At 59.8% G+C, this 20,870-nt stretch carries 19 protein-coding genes; all 19 read right to left on the reverse strand.

Annotated features, from left to right (window positions below; translation table 11 throughout):
- Positions 1-29: 29 nt before the first annotated feature.
- A complete protein-coding gene (nuoL, locus tag PMI23_RS19535) occupies positions 30-1,883 on the reverse strand; it encodes an NADH-quinone oxidoreductase subunit L (RefSeq protein ID WP_007920175.1) in 1,854 nt (617 codons plus the stop codon).
- Positions 1,880-2,188, reverse strand: a complete 309-nt coding sequence (gene nuoK / locus PMI23_RS19540) for an NADH-quinone oxidoreductase subunit NuoK (RefSeq protein ID WP_003223790.1) — start codon at positions 2,186-2,188, stop codon at positions 1,880-1,882. The genes nuoL and nuoK overlap by 4 nt, the downstream gene beginning before the upstream one ends.
- A gap of 3 nt (positions 2,189-2,191) precedes the next feature.
- Complete coding sequence (gene nuoJ / locus PMI23_RS19545) at positions 2,192-2,692, reverse strand: NADH-quinone oxidoreductase subunit J (RefSeq protein ID WP_007920176.1); 501 nt, start codon at positions 2,690-2,692, stop codon at positions 2,192-2,194.
- A 9-nt stretch (positions 2,693-2,701) separates the two neighbouring features.
- Positions 2,702-3,250 (reverse strand): NADH-quinone oxidoreductase subunit NuoI, encoded by a 549-nt coding sequence (gene nuoI / locus PMI23_RS19550; protein WP_007920177.1) that lies wholly within the window; start codon positions 3,248-3,250, stop codon positions 2,702-2,704.
- Between the two features lie 11 nt (positions 3,251-3,261).
- Complete coding sequence (gene nuoH, locus PMI23_RS19555; protein WP_007920179.1) at positions 3,262-4,269, reverse strand: NADH-quinone oxidoreductase subunit NuoH; 1,008 nt, start codon at positions 4,267-4,269, stop codon at positions 3,262-3,264.
- Positions 4,266-6,980 carry an NADH-quinone oxidoreductase subunit NuoG gene (nuoG, locus tag PMI23_RS19560; RefSeq protein WP_007920182.1) on the reverse strand — a complete coding sequence of 905 codons (2,715 nt, stop codon included), beginning with the start codon at positions 6,978-6,980 and terminating at the stop codon, positions 4,266-4,268. The genes nuoH and nuoG overlap by 4 nt, the downstream gene beginning before the upstream one ends.
- A gap of 136 nt (positions 6,981-7,116) precedes the next feature.
- Positions 7,117-8,472 carry an NADH-quinone oxidoreductase subunit NuoF gene (nuoF, locus tag PMI23_RS19565; protein ID WP_007920184.1) on the reverse strand — a complete coding sequence of 452 codons (1,356 nt, stop codon included), beginning with the start codon at positions 8,470-8,472 and terminating at the stop codon, positions 7,117-7,119.
- The gene (nuoE, locus tag PMI23_RS19570) at positions 8,469-8,966 is read right to left on the reverse strand and encodes an NADH-quinone oxidoreductase subunit NuoE (protein ID WP_007920186.1); all 498 of its coding nucleotides are present in this window, start codon (positions 8,964-8,966) and stop codon (positions 8,469-8,471) included. Before nuoE ends, nuoF begins: the two co-directional genes overlap by 4 nt.
- A 2-nt stretch (positions 8,967-8,968) precedes the next feature.
- A complete protein-coding gene (gene nuoC / locus PMI23_RS19575) occupies positions 8,969-10,753 on the reverse strand; it encodes an NADH-quinone oxidoreductase subunit C/D (protein ID WP_007920189.1) in 1,785 nt (594 codons plus the stop codon).
- Between the two features lie 74 nt (positions 10,754-10,827).
- Positions 10,828-11,502, reverse strand: coding sequence for a NuoB/complex I 20 kDa subunit family protein (locus PMI23_RS19580; protein ID WP_007920192.1), 675 nt, complete (start codon positions 11,500-11,502; stop codon positions 10,828-10,830).
- Between the two features lie 10 nt (positions 11,503-11,512).
- Positions 11,513-11,926, reverse strand: coding sequence for an NADH-quinone oxidoreductase subunit A (locus tag PMI23_RS19585; protein ID WP_003223812.1), 414 nt, complete (start codon positions 11,924-11,926; stop codon positions 11,513-11,515).
- Positions 11,927-12,562: 636 nt separating this feature from the next.
- Positions 12,563-13,888 (reverse strand): isocitrate lyase, encoded by a 1,326-nt coding sequence (gene aceA, locus PMI23_RS19590; RefSeq protein WP_007920195.1) that lies wholly within the window; start codon positions 13,886-13,888, stop codon positions 12,563-12,565.
- 473 nt (positions 13,889-14,361) lie between these two features.
- Complete coding sequence (locus PMI23_RS19595; protein WP_007920196.1) at positions 14,362-15,123, reverse strand: secretin N-terminal domain-containing protein; 762 nt, start codon at positions 15,121-15,123, stop codon at positions 14,362-14,364.
- Positions 15,124-15,338: 215 nt separating this feature from the next.
- Positions 15,339-15,764: a GNAT family N-acetyltransferase gene (locus PMI23_RS19600; protein WP_007920197.1), complete on the reverse strand. Its 426-nt coding sequence runs from the start codon at positions 15,762-15,764 to the stop codon at positions 15,339-15,341.
- Positions 15,757-16,926: a ribosomal protein uL16 3-hydroxylase gene (locus PMI23_RS19605; protein ID WP_007920198.1), complete on the reverse strand. Its 1,170-nt coding sequence runs from the start codon at positions 16,924-16,926 to the stop codon at positions 15,757-15,759. Before PMI23_RS19605 ends, PMI23_RS19600 begins: the two co-directional genes overlap by 8 nt.
- A gap of 86 nt (positions 16,927-17,012) precedes the next feature.
- A complete protein-coding gene (purB, locus tag PMI23_RS19610) occupies positions 17,013-18,383 on the reverse strand; it encodes an adenylosuccinate lyase (RefSeq protein WP_003223822.1) in 1,371 nt (456 codons plus the stop codon).
- 127 nt (positions 18,384-18,510) lie between these two features.
- Entirely contained in the window at positions 18,511-19,134 is a 624-nt protein-coding gene (hflD, locus tag PMI23_RS19615; protein WP_007920199.1) for a high frequency lysogenization protein HflD, read from the reverse strand.
- Positions 19,131-20,255 carry a tRNA 2-thiouridine(34) synthase MnmA gene (gene mnmA, locus PMI23_RS19620; protein WP_007920201.1) on the reverse strand — a complete coding sequence of 375 codons (1,125 nt, stop codon included), beginning with the start codon at positions 20,253-20,255 and terminating at the stop codon, positions 19,131-19,133. The genes hflD and mnmA overlap by 4 nt, the downstream gene beginning before the upstream one ends.
- 59 nt (positions 20,256-20,314) lie before the next feature.
- Positions 20,315-20,761, reverse strand: coding sequence for an NUDIX hydrolase (locus tag PMI23_RS19625; protein ID WP_007920203.1), 447 nt, complete (start codon positions 20,759-20,761; stop codon positions 20,315-20,317).
- Between the last annotated feature and the right edge of the window lie 109 nt (positions 20,762-20,870).

Consider the following 20,870-nt stretch of genomic DNA (forward strand, 5'->3'; position numbering starts at 1 on the left):
TTTCCTTTCGCAAATTCGCAAGGTTCATATCAGACCGCTACCAGCACGATGGCGCCGATAACCAGCACGGCACCAGCAGCCATCGAAGCAGCGTACCAACGCAGTTGACCGGTCTCGGTGCGGCTCAGGGCGGTGTGACCACCCTTGGCCATACGCGGGATCAGACCGATGGTCTGGTCGAGCGGGTCTTTGCGCAGTACGTGGCTGATCGCCAGGTAAGGTTTGACGAACAGTTTGTCGTAGATCCAGTCGAAGCCCCAGGCAGCGAACCACCAGGCCGAAAGGAAACGGCCGATGCCGCTGTTGGCGATGGCCGTGACGAAGCGACGCTTGCCGAGGAACAGCAGCGCTGCCAGCAGGATGCCGGCCAGGGCGATGGCGCCCGAAGCGATTTCCAGACTGTGCTTGGCTTCGCCACCGGCATGGCCAACGCTTTCTGGCAGCACACCGTGCAGCGGTGGCACGATCATCGCGCCGACGAACGTCGACAGCACGATCAGCACCGACAGTGGCAGCCAGTGCGAGATGCCGTGACCGGCGTGGGCTTCGGTCTTGGCTTCACCGTGGAACGTGATGAAGATCAGGCGGAAGGTGTACAGCGAAGTCATGAACGCACCGACCAGACCTGCGTAGAGCAGACCGTGGTTGCCGCTGGCGAACGCTTCCCAGAGGATTTCGTCCTTGGAGTAGAAGCCTGCGGTAACCAGTGGCAGAGCGGCCAGCGCAGCACCACCAACGATGAAGCTGGCGTAGGCCAGTGGCAGTTTTTTCCACAGACCGCCCATCTTGAAGATGTTCTGCTCGTGGTGGCAGGCAACGATCACCGCACCGGAGGCAAGGAACAGCAGGGCCTTGAAGAAGGCGTGGGTCATCAGGTGGAAAATCGCGCCATCCCAGGCGCCAACGCCCAGCGCCAGGAACATGTAGCCGATCTGGCTCATGGTCGAGTAGGCGAGGATACGTTTGATGTCGGTTTGTACCAGAGCGGCGAAGCCTGCCAGAACCAGCGTCACACCACCAACGATGCCCACCAGATGGAGGATTTCCGGCGCCAGGGTGAACAGACCGTGGGTACGGGCGATCAGGTAGACACCGGCAGTAACCATGGTTGCGGCGTGGATCAGTGCCGAAACCGGGGTCGGGCCAGCCATCGCGTCCGCGAGCCAGGTTTGCAGCGGCAGTTGTGCCGATTTACCGACCGCACCACCCAGCAGCATCAGCGTTGCCAGGGTGATCCAGAAGTCGCCGACCTGGAATTTCTGCGGTGCCAGCACCAGCAGTTCCTGGATGTTCAGCGTGCCCACTTGCTGGAACAGGATGAACAGGCCGATGGCCATGAACACGTCGCCGATCCGGGTCACGATGAAGGCCTTGAGTGCGGCGTTACCGTTGTTGCGGTTGCTGTAGTAGAAACCGATCAACAGGTACGAGCACAGGCCCACGCCTTCCCAGCCGAAGTACAGGAACAACAGGTTATCGCCGAGCACCAGGAACAGCATGCTGGCGATAAACAGGTTGGTGTACGAGAAGAAGCGCGAGTAGCCCGCTTCACCGCGCATGTACCAGGACGCGAACAGGTGGATCAGGAAACCGACGCCAACGACCACGCCAAGCATGGTGATCGACAGGCCATCGACGTAGAGGGCGAAGTCAGGCTTGAAGCCTTCGACCGCCATCCACTTCCACAGCACCAGGGTGTAGTGACCGCCTTCCGGTGGCGCGACGTTGAATTGCCAGATGACGTAGGCGGCGACAATCGCCGACAAGCCAATGGAACCCACGCCGATCAGCGCCGAGAGGTTTTCCGACCAGCGTCCACGGGAGAACGACAGGAGCAGGAAACCGATCAGAGGGAATACGAAAGTCAGAAAGATAAGATTCATCCGCGCATCTCACTGGCAGCGTCGATATCGAGCGTGTGGAAGCGGCGATACAGTTGCAGCAGGATCGCCAGACCAATACTGGCCTCGGCGGCTGCCAAGCTGATCACCAGGATGAACATGATCTGTCCATCCGGCTGGCCCCAACGGGCGCCTGCAACAATGAACGCCAGTGCAGAGGCGTTCATCATTACTTCCAGACTCATCAACACGAACAAAATGTTGCGGCGGACCATCAGGCCGACCAGACCAAGGCAGAACAGGATGCCGGCAACCGCCAGACCATGTTCGAGAGGGATAGCAGGCATGTCTTACTCCTTCGCCTCGTTACGGCCCAAATGGAACGCCGTGACGGCTGCAGCAAGCAGCAGCATCGAGGCGAGTTCGACCACCAGCAGGTACGGACCGAACAGGCTGATGCCCACGGCTTTCGCGTCTACGGTGGTGTGGCCGATGGCCTGGCCGCTCTGGTGAGCGAACAGCACATACAGCAGTTCGGCCAGCAGCAGCGCGGCGAGAATCACCGGGCCGGCCCAGATGCCGGGCTTGAGCCAGACGCGTTCTTGCTGAACCGAGGCAGGCCCCAGGTTCAGCATCATCACCACGAACACGAACAGCACCATGATGGCGCCGGCGTAAGCGATCACTTCCAATACGCCGGCGAACGGTGCGCCGAGTGCGAAGAAGGTCATGGCCACGGCGATCAACGAGATGATCAGGTAGAGCAGGGCATGCACAGGGTTGGTGTTGGTGACTACGCGAAGCGTGGACACAACAGCGATACCCGATGCGAAATAGAAAGCGAATTCCATCGTTCTTCCTTAAGGCAGCAAGCTCTTCACGTTGATCGGTTCGGCTTCGTTCTGCGCGGAGCCTTTCGGCTTGCCAGCGATTGCCATACCTGCAACACGATAGAAGTTGTAATCAGGGTTTTTGCCGGGGCCGGAGATCAGCAGATCTTCTTTCTCGTACACCAGGTCCTGACGTTTGAACTCGGCCATCTCGAAATCCGGTGTCAGCTGGATCGCGGTGGTCGGACAGGCTTCCTCGCAGAGACCGCAGAAAATGCAGCGCGAGAAGTTGATACGGAAGAAGTCCGGGTACCAGCGACCGTCTTCGGTTTCCGCTTTCTGCAGTGAGATGCAACCCACCGGGCAAGCCACGGCGCACAGGTTGCAGGCTACGCAACGCTCTTCGCCATCGGGGTCACGGGTCAGGACGATGCGACCACGGTAGCGTGGTGGCAGGTAGACCGCTTCTTCCGGGTATTGCAGGGTGTCGCGCTTGCGAAAACCATGGCCGAAGACCATGACCAGGCTGCGCAACTGGGTACCAGTACCCTTAACGATGTCGCCAATATATTTGAACATGGGTCAAATCCTCACTGAACCGCGACTGCAGGCGTGTTCCACAACACGACCGCAGCGGTCACCAGCAAATTGATCAGGGTCAGTGGCAGGCAGAATTTCCAGCTGAAATCCATCACCTGGTCATAACGCGGACGCGGGATAGAAGCGCGCAGCAGGATGAACAGCATGATGAAGAACGCGGTCTTCAGTGCGAACCAGACGAAGGCCAGTTGCGGCAGGATGCCGAACGGACCGTGCCAGCCACCGAAGAACAGGGTGACCAGCAGCGCCGAGATCAGGATGATGCCGATGTATTCACCGACGAAGAACATGCCCCATTTCATACCGGCGTATTCAATGTGGTAACCGTCGGCCAGTTCCTGTTCCGCTTCCGGCTGGTCGAACGGGTGACGGTGAGTCACGGCGACGCCAGCGATGAAGAAGGTACAGAAGCCGAAGAACTGCGGAATGATGAACCACAGGTTCTGCGCTTGGTACTCGACGATGTCGCGCATGTTGAACGAGCCGACCTGAACCACGATGCCCATCAGGGCCAGGCCCATGAACACTTCGTAGGACACGGTCTGCGCCGACGCACGCAAGCTGCCGAGCAGGGCGAACTTGTTGTTACTCGACCAACCGGCGAACAACACCGCGTAGACCGACAGACCGGCCATGGCGAAGAAGAACAGCAGGCCGATGTTCAGATCCGCGACGCCCCAGGTCGGGGTGATCGGGATAATCGCAAAGGCGATCAGCAAGGCGGACATCGCCACCACCGGTGCCAGGGTGAAGATCACCTTGTCGGCAAACGGCGGGGTCCAGTCTTCCTTGAAGAACATCTTCAGCATGTCGGCGGCGATCTGGAACATACCGAACGGGCCAACGCGGTTCGGACCGTAACGGTCCTGCCACCAGCCCAGCAGGCGACGTTCGACAAAGCTGAGCAACGCGCCCGCGACCACCACGGCCAGCAGAATCACGATAGCTTTGACGACCGAGAGGATCACATCGATCACTTCAGGGGTGAACCAGGTCATTGCGCTGCCTCCTGCAGACCGTCGACGGATACGCCGGCGAATGCCGGTGGAATGCCGGCGATGCCCGCAGGCAATGCCACCAGACCGGCGCCCAGTTCTTCATTGATGCGCAGCGGCAGACGCAGGGTCTGACCGGCCACGTTCAGGCTCAGCAGGGCACCGTCGTTGACGCCCAGACGATCCGCTTCCGACTTGGCCAGTGCCACGTATGGAGCCGGAATACGCTCTTGAACCGGCGCGGCTTTCGAAGAGTTTTCTTCGCTGCCGAACAGGTGGAAGAACGGCACGGCTTGCCAGGTGCCCGGCGCCGGGTTGAATGCGCGCGGTGCTGCAGCGAACCAGTTCAGCGAATCACCGGTGCTTTCGATCAGGCGCGTGCCCGGGTCGCCTGCACGGATGTGACCACCGACTTCGTCCTGGAACTTGTTCCACGCTTGTGGCGAGTTCCAGCCCGGCGACCATGCAAATGGCACTTGCTGACGCGGTTCGGCAGAGCCCGAGTAACCTTCCATGGAGAAGGCGAACGCGGTGTCTTTGTCTTGCGGGGTGCGCGGTTCGTGAACGCTGATGTCGGCGCGCATCGCGGTGCGACCGGAGTAACGCAGCGGCTCACGCGCCAGTTTCAGACCCTTGATGCGGAACGCTGCCGATGGTGCAGCGTCGACGATGCGCGCCAGTTGCTCGGTGCTCGAAGCAACGGCAGCGGTGACGTGGTCGAGTTGCGTCCAGTCGATTGGCTGGTTCAGCAGGGTCGCGCGCAGGGCGTGCAGCCAGCGCCAGCCTTCGTGAACCAGGATGCTCGCATCCATGTATTGCGGGTCGAAAACCTGGAAGAAGCGCTGCGCGCGACCTTCCTGGCTGACCAGCGTACCGTCGCCTTCAGCGAAGCTTGCGGCTGGCAGAACCAAGTGCGCGCGGTCGCTGGTAGCCGTCTTCTGATGGTCAGCAACGATCACCACTTGCGCAGCGTTCAGTGCGGCATCGACTTTCTCTTTGGCGGTGCGGGTGTACAGATCGTTTTCCAGCACGACAATGGCGTCGGCCTTGCCGTCGATCACAGCTTGCAGCGCCGCGTCGACCGATTCGCCACCGAGCATGGCCAGACCAAGACTGTTGGCTTCCGGCACGATCAGGCTGATCGAACCGTTCTTCTCGCGCAGCTTCAGGGCTTTGGCGATGTTCGCGGCGGCTTCGATCAAGGCTTTGGAGCCCAGCGAAGTACCGGCGATGATCAGCGGACGTTTTGCAGCGAGCAGGGCGTCAGCGATGCGCTGAGCCAGTTCCAGTGCTTCAGCGTCCAGACCTTCAACGGCCGGGGCGCTGGCGTCCAGTGCGTGAGCAACGGCGAAACCGATGCGCGCCAGGTCATCCGGAGCAGCGTGTACGCATTCTTCAGCGATGTCGTCGAGCTTGGTTTCCGCCAGGCTGGCGATGAACAGCGGGTTCAGCGCGTGCTGACCGATGTTCTTCACCGCCGCGTCGAGCCAAGGCTGAACGCGCATGGCTTCGGCCATGTCTTCAGCTTTGCCTTTGACCGATTGACGCAGCGACAGCGCCACGCGGGCGGCGGTCTGGGTCAGGTCTTCACCGAGGACGAAAATCGCGTCGTGGTCTTCAATGTCGCGCATGTTCGGCACTGGCAGCGGGCTGTCTTTCAGCACTTGCAGGACCAGACGGATGCGCTCCAGTTCGGAGGCTTCGATACCCGAGTAGAAGTGCTCGGCGCCGACCAGTTCGCGCAACGCGTGGTTGCTTTCGAGGCTGGCGCGCGGCGAACCGATACCGACGATGTTGCGCCCGCGCAGCAGATCAGCAGCTTTATCCAGCGCAGCATCCAGACCGAGCTTGGTGCCGTCGGCCAGCAGTGGCTGACGAGGACGGTCGGTGCGGTTGACGTAGCCATAACCGAAACGGCCACGGTCGCACAGGAAGTACTGGTTCACCGAACCGTTGAAACGGTTTTCGATGCGACGCAGTTCGCCGTAACGCTCGCCCGGAGAGATGTTGCAACCGCTCGAGCAGCCATGGCAGATGCTCGGCGCGAACTGCATGTCCCATTTACGGTTGTAACGCTCGGAGTGAGTCTTGTCGGTGAACACACCGGTCGGGCAGACCTCGGTGAGGTTGCCGGAGAACTCGCTTTCGAGGGTGCCGTCTTCAACGCGACCGAAGTACACGTTGTCGTGGGCGCCGAACACACCGAGGTCGGTGCCGCCAGCGTAATCCTTGTAGAAACGCACGCAGCGGTAGCAAGCGATGCAGCGGTTCATTTCGTGGGAAATGAACGGCCCCAGTTGCTGGTTCTGGTGGGTGCGTTTGGTGAAGCGATAACGGCGCTCGTTGTGGCCGGTCATCACAGTCATGTCTTGCAGGTGGCAATGACCGCCTTCTTCGCACACAGGGCAGTCGTGCGGGTGGTTGGTCATCAGCCATTCGACAACACTGGCGCGGAACGCCTTGGATTCTTCATCGTCGATGGAGATCCAGGTGTTGTCGGTGGCCGGGGTCATGCAGGACATGACGATGCGACCACGGGTGTCGTTCTCGTCGGTGTACTGCTTGACCGCGCACTGGCGGCAAGCCCCGACGCTACCAAGCGCGGGGTGCCAGCAGAAATAAGGGATGTCGAGGCCCAGCGACAGACATGCCTGTAACAGGTTGTCTGCCCCGTCGACTTCGAGCGCTTTGCCGTCTACGTGGATAGTGGCCATGGTTCAAAGGTCTTCGTTGGCCCGGTGTCAGCGGGCGTGGCTAATGGAATCTTGTTATCCGTCCGAATCCAGTCAGCCCCGAAAGGCGTCATCGGACGAAAGGCGAAGGGCACGGACCCTTCGCCTTTTTAAACGTTTACGCGCCGATTACGATCGGCCTTGCCAGAGGCGGGACGGCGGCGCTGACTGGCGCGATACCGGCTTCGAACTCTGGACGGAAGTATTTGATGGCACTGCCCAACGGCTCCACGGCACCCGGTGCGTGAGCACAGAAGGTCTTGCCCGGGCCGAGGAAGTTGACCAGACCCAGCAAAGTCTCGATGTCGCCTGGCTGACCGCGGCCTTGTTCGATGGCCATCAAGAGCTTGACGCTCCATGGCAAACCATCACGGCACGGGGTGCAGAAACCGCACGACTCGCGAGCGAAGAACTGCTCCATGTTGCGCAGCAAGGAGACCATGTTGACGCTGTCGTCCACCGCCATGGCCAGGCCGGTACCCATACGGGTGCCCACTTTGGCGATGCCGCCGGCATACATTTGGGCGTCGAGGTGTTCTGGCAGAAGGAAACCGGTACCGGCGCCGCCTGGCTGCCAAGCCTTGAGCTTGAAGCCGTCGCGCATGCCGCCGGCGTAGTCTTCGAACAACTCGCGACCGGTGACGCCGAATGGCAGCTCCCACAGGCCCGGATTCTTGACCTTGCCGGAGAAGCCCATGAGCTTGGTGCCCATGTCTTCGCTGCCTTCGCGCGCCAACGATTTGTACCAGTCAACGCCGTCGGCAATGATCGCCGGCACGTTGCACAGGGTTTCCACGTTGTTCACGCAGGTCGGCTTGCCCCACACGCCGACGGCGGCAGGGAAGGGCGGCTTGGAGCGCGGGTTGGCGCGGCGGCCTTCGAGGGAGTTGATCAGTGCGGTTTCTTCACCGCAGATATAACGCCCGGCGCCGGTGTGGACGAACAGCTCGAAATCGAAGCCGCTGCCGAGAATGTTCTTGCCCAGCAGGCCCGCAGCCTTGGCTTCTTCCACGGCACGGTTGAGGTGCTTGGCGGCGGTGGTGTACTCGCCACGCAGGAAGATGTAGCCACGGTAGGTTTTCAGCGCGCGAGCACTGATCAGCATGCCTTCGATCAGCAGATGGGGCAGTTGCTCCATCAGCATGCGGTCTTTCCAGGTGTTCGGCTCCATTTCATCCGCGTTGCACAGCAGGTAGCGGATGTTGATGGATTCGTCTTTGGGCATCAGGCCCCACTTCACGCCAGTGGGGAAGCCTGCACCGCCGCGACCTTTAAGGCCTGCGTCTTTCACGGTCTGGACGATGGCGTCCTGATCCATGTCGGCGAAGGCTTTGCGCGCAGCGGCGTAACCGTTCTTGGCCTGGTACTCGTCGAGCCATACGGCTTCGCCGTCATCACGCAGACGCCAGGTCAGCGGGTGAGTTTCGGCCGAACGCTGAATGCGGTTGGCCGGGCCGAAAGATGTCAGGGTCATACGTAGCCCTCGAGCAGTTTGGCGACGCCAGCAGGCTGCACATCACCAAAGGTGTCGTCGTCGATCATCAGCGCCGGTGCCTTGTCGCAGTTGCCGAGGCAGCAGACCGGCAGCAGGGTGAAACGACCGTCGGTGGTGGTCTGACCCAGGCCGATGCCCAGATTGTTCTGGATTTCGCTGACCACCGACTCGTGGCCGCCGATGTAGCAGACCATGCTGTCGCAGACGCGAATGATGTGACGGCCAACCGGCTGACGGAAAATCTGGCTATAGAACGTCGCCACACCTTCAACATCGCTGGCCGGGATGCCGAGGATCTCGCCGATCGCGTACAGGGCGCCATCCGGCACCCAGCCGCGTTCTTTCTGAACGATCTTCAGGGCTTCGATCGACGCCGCGCGCGGGTCTTCGTAGTGATGCAGCTCGTGCTCGATGGCCGAGCGCTCGGTTTCACTGAGGGTGAAACGGTCTGTCTGGATAAGCGTGCTGTTCATGCTTAGCGGTCCACGTCGGCCATAACGAAATCGATACTACCCAGGTACGCAATCATGTCCGCGACCATGCTGCCTTTGATCACCGAAGGGATCTGTTGCAGATGCGGGAAGCTTGGAGTGCGGATCCGGGTACGGTAGCTCATGGTGCCGCCGTCGCTCGTCAGGTAATAACTGTTGATGCCCTTGGTCGCTTCGATCATCTGGAAGGATTCGTTGGCCGGCATCACCGGGCCCCACGAAACTTGCAGGAAGTGCGTGATCAAGGTTTCGATGTGCTGCAGGGTGCGCTCTTTCGGCGGCGGCGTGGTCAGCGGGTGATCCGCCTTGTACGGGCCTTCCGGCATGTTGCGCATGCACTGGTCGATGATCTTGATGCTCTGGCGCATTTCTTCGACGCGAACCATGCAGCGGTCGTAGGCATCGCCGTTGGCAGCCAGCGGTACTTCGAACTCGAAGTTCTCGTAGCCGGAGTACGGACGCGCCTTACGCAGGTCGAAATCGCAACCGGTCGAACGCAGGCCAGCACCGGTGACACCCCATTCCAGGGCTTCTTTGGTGTTGTACTGGGCGACGCCGATGGTACGACCCTTGAGGATGCTGTTCTGCAGGGCAGCCTTGGTGTATTCGTCGAGGCGTTTTGGCAGCCATTCAACGAAGTCTTTCACCAGTTTTTCCCAGCCGCGCGGCAGGTCGTGGGCAACACCACCGATGCGGTACCAGGCCGGGTGCAGACGGAAACCGGTGATGGCTTCGATCACCGTGTACGCCTTCTGGCGGTCGGTGAAGGTGAAGAACACCGGGGTCATGGCGCCGACGTCCTGGATGTAAGTCCCGAGGAACAGCAGGTGGCTGGTGATCCGGAAGAACTCGGCCATCATGATGCGGATGACGTCGACCTTCTCAGGCACTTTGATGCCGGCCAGCTTCTCGACCGAGAGCACGTACGGCAGGTTGTTCATCACGCCGCCGAGGTAGTCGATACGGTCGGTGTACGGAATGAAACTGTGCCACGACTGACGCTCGGCCATCTTCTCGGCACCACGGTGGTGGTAACCGATGTCCGGCACGCAGTCGACGATCTCTTCACCGTCCAGTTGCAGAATGATGCGGAACGCACCGTGCGCCGAAGGGTGGTTCGGGCCGAGGTTGAGGAACATGTAGTCCTCGTTCGGGCCGGAGCGCTTCATGCCCCAGTCTTCAGGACGGAAACGCGCGGCTTCTTCCTCAAGCTGTTGCTTGGCGAGGTTGAGGCTGTACGGATCGAATTCGGTGGCGCGCGCAGGGAAGTCCTTGCGCAGCGGGTGACCTTCCCAGGTCGGCGGCATCATGATGCGCGACAGGTGCGGGTGACCTTTGAAGTCGATACCGAACATGTCCCAGACTTCACGCTCGTACCAGTTGGCGTTCGGCCAGATGCTGGTGACGGTCGGCAAGCTGAGGTCGCTCTCGGACAAGGCGACCTTGATCATCACGTCACTATTACGCTCCAGCGACATGAGGTGATAGAACACGGTGAACTCAGCGTCACTCGGCAGCCCTTGACGCTTGGTGCGCAGACGCTCGTCCACGCCGTGCAGGTCATAGAGCATGACGTACGGCTTGGGCAGGTTGCGCAGGAAAGTCAGGACTTCAACGAGCCTGGCGCGCGCGACCCACAGTACCGGCATGCCGGTACGGGTCGACTGAGCGGTGAACGCTTCGGCGCCAAAACGGTTGTTCAATTCAACGACCACATCCTGGTCGTCTGCCTTATAAGGCGGGATGTACAGAGCACTGCCTGTAGTCATGGTTATTTTTTCGCTTTCGGTCAACGTAAAGAATGAAGCCAGCTTCTCGTTTCTTTTGTAAGAACAGATCTGGATCAGACTTCGTCAGGGCTGCGCAGGTTGGTGACTGCGATTCGCTGTTCGCGGCGCTCTTCTTTTTGCGAAGGCATGTCGGCGCGATAAACGCCTTGATCGCCAACGACCCAGGAAAGCGGACGACGCTCCTTGCCGATCGATTCCTGCAACAGCATCAAGCCTTGCAGAAATGCTTCCGGACGAGGAGGGCAGCCAGGTACGTAGACGTCCACGGGCAGGAACTTGTCCACCCCTTGAACCACAGAGTAGATGTCGTACATGCCACCGGAGTTAGCGCACGAACCCATGGAGATAACCCATTTCGGCTCGAGCATCTGCTCGTAGAGACGCTGGATGATCGGCGCCATCTTGATGAAGCAGGTACCGGCGATAACCATGAAGTCGGCCTGACGCGGCGATGCCCGGATCACTTCGGCGCCAAAGCGCGCGATGTCGTGGGGCGCCGTGAAGGCGGTGGTCATTTCCACATAGCAGCACGACAAGCCGAAGTTGTACGGCCACAGGGAGTTCTTACGTCCCCAGTTGACCGCGCCACTCAGCACGTCTTCCAGCTTGCCCATGAAAATGTTTTTGTGAACTTGATCTTCTAACGGATCGGAAACGGTTTCCCGTTCGCCAATCGGATATTGCTCGTTAGGAGCATCGGGGTCGATCCTGGTGAGATTGTATTGCATTGCCAAAGCCTCATTGTTTCAGCTTCGCCTGCCGCTTGCGACGAGCTTCCGGAGCCCAGTCAAGGGCGCCCACTCGGAACAGGTAGACAAGACCTGCCAACAGAATTGCTATGAAAACGAGAGCTTCGACGAATCCGGTCCAGCCGCTTTCGCGGACGGACACAGACCATGCAAAGAGAAAGAGGGCTTCGATATCGAAGATCACGAAGAGCATCGCGACCAGATAGAATTTGGCTGAGAGCCGCAAGCGGGCGCCACCGGTAGGTAGCATGCCGGACTCGAACGGTTCGTTTTTGCTGCGACCCCAGGCTTTTGACCCAAGGAGGCTGGAGACGCCAAGCATGAAGGCACACAGGCCGACGACACCCAGAAGGAAAATGGCAAAGCCCCAGTTGTGGGCCATGAGTCCTGTCGCTTCGGGCATGCTGGTAATCCTTAACAGAGAGCAAAGGTCTCTGAGCTTGATAAAGAAATAGGCAGTGACGATATGTCGCAGCAATCAATCGCGCTGATTTTATGGCTAAACACCCTGCAAGTAAAATTCCTATAGCGAAATTATTTATTGGAATAAGGACATAGCGCATCTCCAATGCCCTGCAGCCCATGCGTTGCGGGCATTAGGCGGGTTTATGCAAATAATGTTTTGTAGGGAATGTAACGAACATAGTTGTGGCTAAATGATAATTGATATCGTTTGCAGGGGTTTTGTAACTGTTTAACGGGATGTCAGTTGGGAAGTTGTCTTACTTGCACGTTACTGCAAGTAGCGACGGCGCCCGTTTTAGCGGATTTTTCTGACGGATGTACCGCGCTGGATCAATGTTTTGGCCGAACGACGCCGATCCCTGTAGGAGCTGCCGAAGTCTGCGATCTTTTGATCCTGCTTTTGATTCTGAAAAAACAAAGTCAAAAGATCGCAGCCTTCGGCAGCTCCTACAGGGGAGGGTGTGTTTTCCGGGGGGCAAAAAAAACGCCCCGAACCAGTCGGGGCGTCAGTTTTGCGGCTCTGCGGTTAGCTTTCTATACGATCCGCAGAGGCCGTTTGCTCAGGCGAAGCAGATCAGTGGAACTGTTCTTCTTCAGTCGAACCGGTCAGTGCGGTTACCGAGGACGAGCCACCCTGGATCACAGTGGTCATGTCGTCGAAGTAGCCGGTGCCCACTTCCTGCTGGTGAGCCACGAAGGTGTAACCCTTGGCGGCGTCAGCGAACTCCTGCTCTTGCAGTTTCACGTAGGCAGTCATGTCGTTGCGGGCGTAGTCGTGCGCCAGGTTGAACATGCTGTGCCACATGTTGTGAATGCCGGCCAGGGTGATGAACTGGTGCTTGTAACCCATGGCGGACAGTTCGCGCTGGAACTTGGCGATGGTCGCGTCGTCCAGGTTTTTCTTCCAGTTGAAGGAAGGCGAGCAGTTGTACGACAGCAGTTGGTCCGGGTATTCCTTTTTGATCGCTTCGGCGAAGCGACGAGCCTCGTCCAGATCCGGCTTGGCGGTTTCGCACCAGATCAGGTCGGCGTATGGAGCGTAAGCCAGGCCACGAGCGATGGCTTGATCGAGGCCGGCACGGACCTTGTAGAAACCTTCCTGAGTGCGCTCGCCAGTCACGAACGGCTGGTCGTACGGGTCGCAATCGGAGGTCAGCAGGTCAGCAGCGTTGGCGTCGGTACGGGCCAGGATGATGGTCGGGGTGCCGGCAACGTCAGCAGCCAGACGCGCAGCGGTCAGCTTCTGTACGGCTTCCTGAGTCGGAACCAGTACTTTGCCGCCCATGTGACCACACTTCTTCACGGAAGCCAGTTGGTCTTCGAAGTGAACGCCGGCGGCGCCTGCTTCGATCATGCTCTTCATCAGCTCGTAGGCGTTCAGCACGCCGCCGAAACCGGCTTCAGCGTCAGCCACGATCGGTGCGAAGTAGTCGATGTAGCCATCGTCGCCCGGGTTCTTGCCGGCTTTCCACTGGATCTGGTCAGCGCGACGGAACGAGTTGTTGATGCGCTTGACCACGGTTGGAACCGAATCCACCGGGTACAGCGACTGGTCCGGGTACATGGATTCTGCGGAGTTGTTGTCCGCAGCCACTTGCCAGCCCGACAGGTAGATTGCCTGGATACCGGCTTTAACCTGTTGAACAGCCTGGCCGCCGGTCAGGGCGCCCATGCAGTTGACGAAATCTTTCTCAGGACGGAAGGACGGCTTGGCACCCTGGGTGACCAGGTTCCACAGCTTGTCGGCGCCCATTTTTGCAAAGGTGTGCTCAGGTTGAACCGAGCCACGCAGACGGACGACGTCAGCAGCGGAGTAAGTGCGTGTCACGCCTTTCCAGCGCGGGTTTTCAGCCCAGTCTTTTTCGAGGGCTGCAATTTGCTGTTCGCGTGTCAGTGCCATGGAGATAAACCTCGTCGCGTCTTTATGAAAAGTTGTTCTGCGGTGGAAAATTCCTGCGCTCGCTGACCAGAAGCTTAGGTGGTCAAGTCGGATTCGGCGGGGTAGGCGACGGGATGAACGATGGGCTCGAGGGGAAGTGAGCAGGTAGTGGCGGACTGCGGGCGCATTCGGGCGTCGTGGGCCTTTATACGGTCTACAGTGTGAAGCCGGGTTACCTAAATACGCTTCCGTCCCTCGGGACAACTTCGTTCCAGTCGGCAACCTCGTCAAACACACCTTGTGGGCGGTACAGACACGAAACGGTTCGCGGGGTAGGTGCGAACGTCGCTTCGAAGGCCCTTGCCAGGGCCTCTGATTAGCGGGAGCGAGGCCATCATGCCTTCGCTTTTTTACCCCGTCAAACGTTTTGTAGTGCTTTTTTTAAAGCACTACATCTTTCGTCTAATACGACTAATCAGTCAGTTTTCGGTGCTTTAGTCCAAGGCGTCGACTTTCACCCGCAAGGTCATGTCATCCCGGCCTTGAGTCGAGTAGCTGCGGGTCAGGCCCTGTTTGTCGGCCTGGGTCTGGCGATTGACGCCGGCAAGGGTGATCCATTCGCCGAGACGTCCGCTGACAGTTGTGTCGGTGCTTTGCACGTTCACTACATCGGGACGTTCCTGGCTCATACGGTCACGGTTGGTACTGATCGCCAGGTGAACGATGTCGCCGGTGACGCTGGCGGTGACATAGAAACCCTGGGTGACGTTGCGGTATTGGGTTTGGCTGTTGTAACCGCCGTAGGAATCGCTCTGAACATTGGTGATCGGCACGCTCTGGCCAACCTGAATCAGCGCCGGCATGCCATCGGTGGCCTGCACCTGCTGGACGCCGCCTTCGCGGCTGGTGGTGCTGCGGCTGATGATACGGGTCTGATTCGGCTGGGCGCCGTTGACCGCATAGCCTTCATCGCCACGGCCATTGTTTTCATTAGTGTCGACGGTGATCAGCAAGCGCTTGGGCGCAGTGTCCAGTTGGCTGATCAGCGCCTTGAGTTCCTGAATCTTGTCCGGCTCGGCCTTGATGATCAGTTGGTTGCCGTAGGCGCTGACCTGACCGTCCTTGCCGAGGAAGTCTTGCGCCATCGGCAGCATGTCGGCGCTGGTGCGGTAATTGAGAGGCACGATTTCTGTGGCTGCCATCACCGAAAAACTGCAACCGAGCAGCAGGGTGGTGAGCAGGGTGCGTAGGGACATGTCCGTTATCTCCGCTTTCGAAAGGCTTGATATTGCCAGTTTGTCGGCCTGGGGTGGGGCAAGTTGAATCGTAGACAGCAAAACGCCCCGGCATCGGCGGATGTCGGGGCGTTTTGTGGTGTTCTTGCGGGCGCCATCGCGAGCAGGCTCACTCCTACAGGGAATCGCATTTCAATTGTAGGAGTGAGCCTGCTCGCGATCGCCGCGCCGCGGTCTTAAGCCGAATGGCGAACCATATCGACATGTGGAATCCCGGCTTCGAGGAACTCCTCGCTGACCAGGTTGAAACCCAAGCGCTCATAGAACGCCGTGGCTTGAACCTGAGCACTGAGCATCTGCTGCTTCAACCCACGTTCTTCAGCTTCAGCAATGACCGCTTGCATCAGCGCATCACCGACCTTCATCCCGCGCCAGTCTTTCAGCACCGAAACGCGGCCAATGTGCCCGTCGGGCAACAAGCGCGCAGTGCCAATCGGAAAGTCGCCTTCAAACGCCAGAAAATGCACGGCGGTCGCGTCATCCGCGTCCCATTCCAGCTCAGGTGGCACCGATTGCTCGGCGATGAACACCGTTTCACGAATGCGCCGGATCTCGGCGATGTCCTTCTGCCAGTCTGCGACACGTACGCGAATCTTATTCATCGGCGAACCCCAGGCTCCCTTGCTTGACCAGTTGGCACAGCAGGCCGCAGGCGTCTTCGTCGTTCAGCCACTCACCGAGGTTGTCGGTGTGCAGGGCGTCAGCGGCGCAGATCAGCTTCAGCAGTTCGCGCAGCTTGCCCGGCAGGTAACGGCTCTGGCCGCTGGCGAACAGCAGCAGGTCGTCATCGACCTCCGACCAGGCCAGGCGCGCACTCGGGTTGCGGATCAGGATGGCGCCATCCTGCAGGGCGGCGAGGAAGTCTTCTTCTTCGATTTCTTCCGGGCCAGCCACCAGCTCCGGATAACGCGGCTCGGTCATGTACTGGCCGAACCAGGTCAGCAGCAGGCGCTCGTCGCTCATGTGCTCGGCGAGCAGCGCTTTCAGGCGATCCAGTGCGTCGTGTTGAATCTGGTGCGGATCGGCTGCTGGCTGTGCGTCGGCATCGGTGTAGCGCTCTTCGTCAGTCAGGAACTGGCTGAGGAAGTCGGTGAAGTGAGTCAGCACTTCGGAAGCGCTTGGCGCACGGAAACCGACCGAGTAGGTCATGCAGTTGTCGACCGCGACACCGCAGTGAGCCAGACGCGGCGGCAGGTAGAGCATGTCGCCCGGTTCCAGTACCCACTCTTCGGTCTCGTGGAATTCGGCGAGGATGCGCAGATCGGCGTGTTGCAACAGCGGGCTCTCGGAGTCGCACATCTGGCCGATTTTCCAGTTGCGCTTGCCGTGGCCTTGCAGCAGGAACACGTCGTAGTTGTCGAAGTGCGGACCAACGCTGCCACCCGGGGCGGCGAAGCTGATCATCACGTCATCGACGCGCCAGCTCGGCAGGAAGCGGAAGTTTTCCAGCAACTCGCTGACTTCCGGGACGAATTGGTCGACCGCTTGCACCAGCAAGGTCCACTCTTTTTCCGGCAATTTGCTGAACTCGTCTTCAGCGAACGGGCCGCGACGCAGTTCCCATGGACGCTCGCCGTGCTCGATCACCAGGCGCGATTCGACTTCTTCTTCCAGGGCCAGGCCGGCCAGTTCGTCGGCGTCGATCGGGCTTTCGAAGTCAGGAATCGCCTGACGGATCAGCAGCGGCTTTTTCTGCCAGTAGTCGCGCAGGAATTCGCGTGCAGTGAGGCCGCCCAGAAGTTGAAGAGGAATATCGGAATTCATATGTAACCTATTGAAAAAAAGCACTTTTCAGACGGGAATAAAAACGCCCGGCGCGGCCGGGCGTCTCAAACGGATCAAGCGGTCGATCAGATACGTTTGGCTTGCGCTACAGCGTTGCCGATGTAGTTGGCCGGGGTCAGTTGCTTGAGCTCGGCTTTCGCTTCGGCAGGCATGTCCAGACCATCGATGAAAGTCTGCAACGCTTCCGGGCTGATGCCCTTGCCGCGGGTCAGTTCTTTCAGCTTCTCGTACGGGTTTTCGATGTTGTAGCGGCGCATCACGGTCTGGATCGGCTCAGCCAACACTTCCCAGCAAGCGTCGAGGTCAGCGGCAATCTTCTGCTCGTTGAGCTCCAGTTTGCTGATGCCTTTGAGGCTGGCTTCGTAGGCGATCACGCTGTGGGCGAAGCCAACACCGAGGTTGCGCAGTACGGTGGAGTCGGTCAGGTCGCGCTGCCAGCGGGAGATCGGCAGTTTGCTCGCCAGGTGCTGGAACAGCGCGTTGGCGATGCCCAGGTTGCCTTCGGAGTTTTCGAAGTCGATCGGGTTGACCTTGTGCGGCATGGTCGACGAACCGATTTCGCCAGCGATGGTGCGCTGCTTGAAATAACCCAGGGAAATATAGCCCCAGATGTCACGGTCGAAGTCGATCAGGATGGTGTTGAAGCGCGCGATCGCGTCGAACAGTTCGGCGATGTAGTCGTGCGGTTCGATCTGCGTGGTGTACGGGTTGAAGCCCAGGCCCAGCTCGTCTTCGATGAAGGCGCGGGCGTTGGCTTCCCAGTCGATCTGCGGATAGGCCGACAGGTGTGCGTTGTAGTTGCCGACGGCGCCGTTGATTTTGCCCAGCAGCGGCACGGCAGCGACTTGAGCGATCTGACGCTCGAGACGGTAAACCACGTTCGCCAGCTCTTTACCCAAAGTCGTCGGGGAGGCTGGTTGGCCGTGGGTGCGCGACAGCATCGGCACGTCAGCGAAACGGATGGCCAGTTCGCGGATGGCGTTGGCGGTCTGGCGCATCAGCGGCAGCATCACGTCGTCACGGCCTTCGCGCAGCATCAGGGCGTGGGACAGGTTGTTGATGTCTTCGCTGGTGCAGGCAAAGTGGATGAACTCGCTGACCTTGGCCAGCTCCGGCAACTTGGCCGCCTGCTCTTTGAGCAGGTATTCGATCGCTTTGACGTCGTGGTTGGTGGTGCGCTCGATCTCTTTGACGCGCTCGGCGTGCTCCAGCGAGAAGTTTTCAGCCAGTTCATTGAGAACGGCGTTGGCCTCGGCGGAGAAGGCTGGCACTTCAGGGATACCCGCGTGGGCGGCCAGGCGCTGGAGCCAGCGCACTTCAACCAGAACACGGGCACGGATCAAACCGTACTCGCTGAAAATCGGGCGCAGGGCCTGGGTTTTGCCGGCGTAGCGGCCGTCAACAGGGGAAACCGCAGTGAGCGAAGAAAGCTGCATGGGGTGTTCTCGGACAGTCGGGCAACGAAATGGGGCGCGTATCATACATGAAAAAATCCGCCGGTCCGTTGCCAACTGACCGGCGTATTACGCGTTACAGACTACAAAGCTTTTATTGCGCGGCGTTTTACTCGCTGCGCATCAACGGATACAGCTCTTTGAGCAGCTTGCGCCGGCTGATCACCAACTGCCAGCGATGGCCGCCGAGCTGCCGCCACAGACGTGCCGAACGGATACCGGCAAGGAGCAGGGCGCGGATTTTCGAGGCATTGCTCGGCTGCTGCAGGTTGCGCATGTCGCCGTGCACCTGAATACGTTGGCGCAGGGTGCTCAGGGTGTCCTGATACAGCGCGCCGCAAGCCGCGACCACGTTTTCGTGGGCCGGGCCGAAATGCTCGACCTGCGACTGGATCTGCGGCAAGCGCTTGCCGATGGTGTCGAGCATGTCGTCGCGCTTGGCCAGTTGACGTTCCAGGCCGAGCATCGACAGGGCGTAGCGCAATGGCTCGCGTTGCAGCGTGCTTGGGTCGCGTTCCAGTGCACCGATCAGCGCTCGATAGCCTTCGCGCAGATTGAGGTCATCGCCGCCGTAGACGTCCAGCGTGTCTTTCGGGTCGCGCACCAGCAGGCTGCCGAGCATGCAGGTCAGGCCGGCCTCGCTGGTCTGCCCGGTCTTGGCGATCCGGTCGACCAGTACGGCGGCGAGAAACACACCGCCGAGCGCCGTCAGTTGCTCCTGAGTCGGGCTCATGCCTGGCCGCTCCACGGTTCGGCCACTTCGATCACGCCGCCACCGAGGCAGATTTCACCGTCATAGAACACCACGGATTGGCCCGGCGTGACCGCGCGTTGCGGCTCGTCGAACACAGCGCGGTAGCCGCTGGCGGTTTTTTCCAGAGTGCAGGCCTGGTCGCTCTGGCGATAACGCACTTTCGCGGTCAGGCGCAGCGGCTGGCTCAGGTCGATCGGGTTGACCCAATAGATTTCCGAAGCGAGCAGGGCGCTGGAGAACAGCCATGGATGGTTGTTGCCCTGGCCGACGATCAGCTCGTTGCTGTCGAGATCCTTGCGCAGCACGTACCACGGCTCATCGCCGGCGTCTTTCAAACCGCCGATGCCGAGGCCCTGGCGCTGACCGATGGTGTGGTACATCAAGCCGTGGTGACGGCCAATGACTTCACCTTCGGTGGTTTTGATTTCGCCCGGTTGCGCCGGCAGGTATTGCTTGAGGAAGTCGCTGAAGCGACGCTCGCCGATAAAGCAGATCCCGGTGGAATCCTTCTTCTTGGCGGTCGCCAGCTCGTATTTCTCGGCAATGGCGCGGACTTCCGGCTTTTCCAGTTCGCCGACCGGGAACAGGGTCTTGGCAATCTGTTCGCCGCCAACGGCGTGCAGGAAATAGCTCTGATCCTTGTTCGGATCGAGGCCTTTGAGCAGTTCGGTGCGGCCATCAATGTCGCGGCGGCGCACGTAGTGGCCGGTGGCAATCAGGTCGGCGCCGAGCATCATGGCGTAGTCGAGGAACGCTTTGAACTTGATCTCGCGGTTGCAGAGGATGTCCGGGTTCGGCGTGCGCCCGGCCTTGTATTCGGCCAGGAAGTGCTCGAACACGTTGTCCCAGTACTCGGCGGCGAAGTTGGCGGTGTGCAGCTTGATGCCAATCTTGTCGCAGACAGCCTGGGCATCCGCCAGGTCGTCCATGGCGGTGCAGTATTCCGTTCCGTCGTCTTCTTCCCAGTTCTTCATGAACAGGCCTTCCACCTCGTAACCCTGCTCGATCAGCAGGAGAGCGGAAACGGAAGAGTCCACGCCGCCGGACATGCCGACAATGACGCGCTTCTTGGATGTGTCAGAAGGGGCTGGATCACGCATAGGGATTCAATGAGTGTCTTGAAAAAGGACGCGATTCTAGCAGGCTCGCGGCCTCAAGGCTAAAGAGAAGGGCGGATCAGTTCGAGGCTGAAGTGATGGCCAGCCAGATAATCGTCGATGCAGCGGATGATCAGCTCGCTGCGCCAGTTGTCGCGCTGAGCAATTAATTCGTCGCGGGTCAGCCACTTGGCGCCGACGATACCGTCGTCGAGTTGGTAATCAGCGTGATGTTGCACGGCTTTGGCGCTGAAGCACACGCGCTGGTAGGTCACGCCATTGCTCGGTGCGGTGTACAGGTAAATGCCGATCACGCCGGTGGGCTCGACGTCCCAGCCGGTTTCTTCGAGGGTCTCGCGCACGGCGGCATCAATCAGGGTTTCGTCTGGGTCGAGATGGCCGGCGGGCTGGTTGAGCACATTACGCCCGGCCTTGTGTTCCTCGACCATCAGGAAGCGGCCGTTGTCCTCGACGATGGTGGCGACGGTGATGTGGGGGAGCCATTCCATACGGTGTCCTCGTTTTTGAATATTGGAACCCGATCCCTGTGGGAGCTGGCTTGCCAGCGATGGCGGCCTATCATTCAGCATTGAAGGTGACTGATCCACCGCTATCGCT

This window comes from Pseudomonas sp. GM24 (assembly GCF_000282235.1).
Lineage (GTDB): Bacteria > Pseudomonadota > Gammaproteobacteria > Pseudomonadales > Pseudomonadaceae > Aquipseudomonas.

Bases quoted from the DNA above. Each gene is read 5' to 3' on its own strand.
- nuoL (WP_007920175.1), bottom strand. From the start codon at position 1,883: ATGAATCTTATCTTTCTGACTTTCGTATTCCCTCTGATCGGTTTCCTG.
- PMI23_RS19625 (WP_007920203.1), bottom strand. From the start codon at position 20,761: ATGGAATGGCTCCCCCACATCACCGTCGCCACCATCGTCGAGGACAAC.
- nuoG (WP_007920182.1), bottom strand. From the start codon at position 6,980: ATGGCCACTATCCACGTAGACGGCAAAGCGCTCGAAGTCGACGGGGCA.
- aceA (WP_007920195.1), bottom strand. From the start codon at position 13,888: ATGGCACTGACACGCGAACAGCAAATTGCAGCCCTCGAAAAAGACTGG.
- nuoE (WP_007920186.1), bottom strand. From the start codon at position 8,966: ATGAACAGCACGCTTATCCAGACAGACCGTTTCACCCTCAGTGAAACC.
- nuoC (WP_007920189.1), bottom strand. From the start codon at position 10,753: ATGACTACAGGCAGTGCTCTGTACATCCCGCCTTATAAGGCAGACGAC.
- PMI23_RS19585 (WP_003223812.1), bottom strand. From the start codon at position 11,926: ATGCCCGAAGCGACAGGACTCATGGCCCACAACTGGGGCTTTGCCATT.
- PMI23_RS19600 (WP_007920197.1), bottom strand. From the start codon at position 15,764: ATGAATAAGATTCGCGTACGTGTCGCAGACTGGCAGAAGGACATCGCC.
- mnmA (WP_007920201.1), bottom strand. From the start codon at position 20,255: ATGCGTGATCCAGCCCCTTCTGACACATCCAAGAAGCGCGTCATTGTC.
- nuoK (WP_003223790.1), bottom strand. From the start codon at position 2,188: ATGCCTGCTATCCCTCTCGAACATGGTCTGGCGGTTGCCGGCATCCTG.
- nuoJ (WP_007920176.1), bottom strand. From the start codon at position 2,692: ATGGAATTCGCTTTCTATTTCGCATCGGGTATCGCTGTTGTGTCCACG.
- nuoF (WP_007920184.1), bottom strand. From the start codon at position 8,472: ATGACCCTGACATCTTTCGGCCCGGCCAACCGCATTCAGCGTTCGGCC.
- nuoH (WP_007920179.1), bottom strand. From the start codon at position 4,269: ATGACCTGGTTCACCCCTGAAGTGATCGATGTGATCCTCTCGGTCGTC.
- PMI23_RS19605 (WP_007920198.1), bottom strand. From the start codon at position 16,926: ATGAATTCCGATATTCCTCTTCAACTTCTGGGCGGCCTCACTGCACGC.
- purB (WP_003223822.1), bottom strand. From the start codon at position 18,383: ATGCAGCTTTCTTCGCTCACTGCGGTTTCCCCTGTTGACGGCCGCTAC.
- hflD (WP_007920199.1), bottom strand. From the start codon at position 19,134: ATGAGCCCGACTCAGGAGCAACTGACGGCGCTCGGCGGTGTGTTTCTC.
- PMI23_RS19595 (WP_007920196.1), bottom strand. From the start codon at position 15,123: ATGTCCCTACGCACCCTGCTCACCACCCTGCTGCTCGGTTGCAGTTTT.
- nuoI (WP_007920177.1), bottom strand. From the start codon at position 3,250: ATGTTCAAATATATTGGCGACATCGTTAAGGGTACTGGTACCCAGTTG.
- PMI23_RS19580 (WP_007920192.1), bottom strand. From the start codon at position 11,502: ATGCAATACAATCTCACCAGGATCGACCCCGATGCTCCTAACGAGCAA.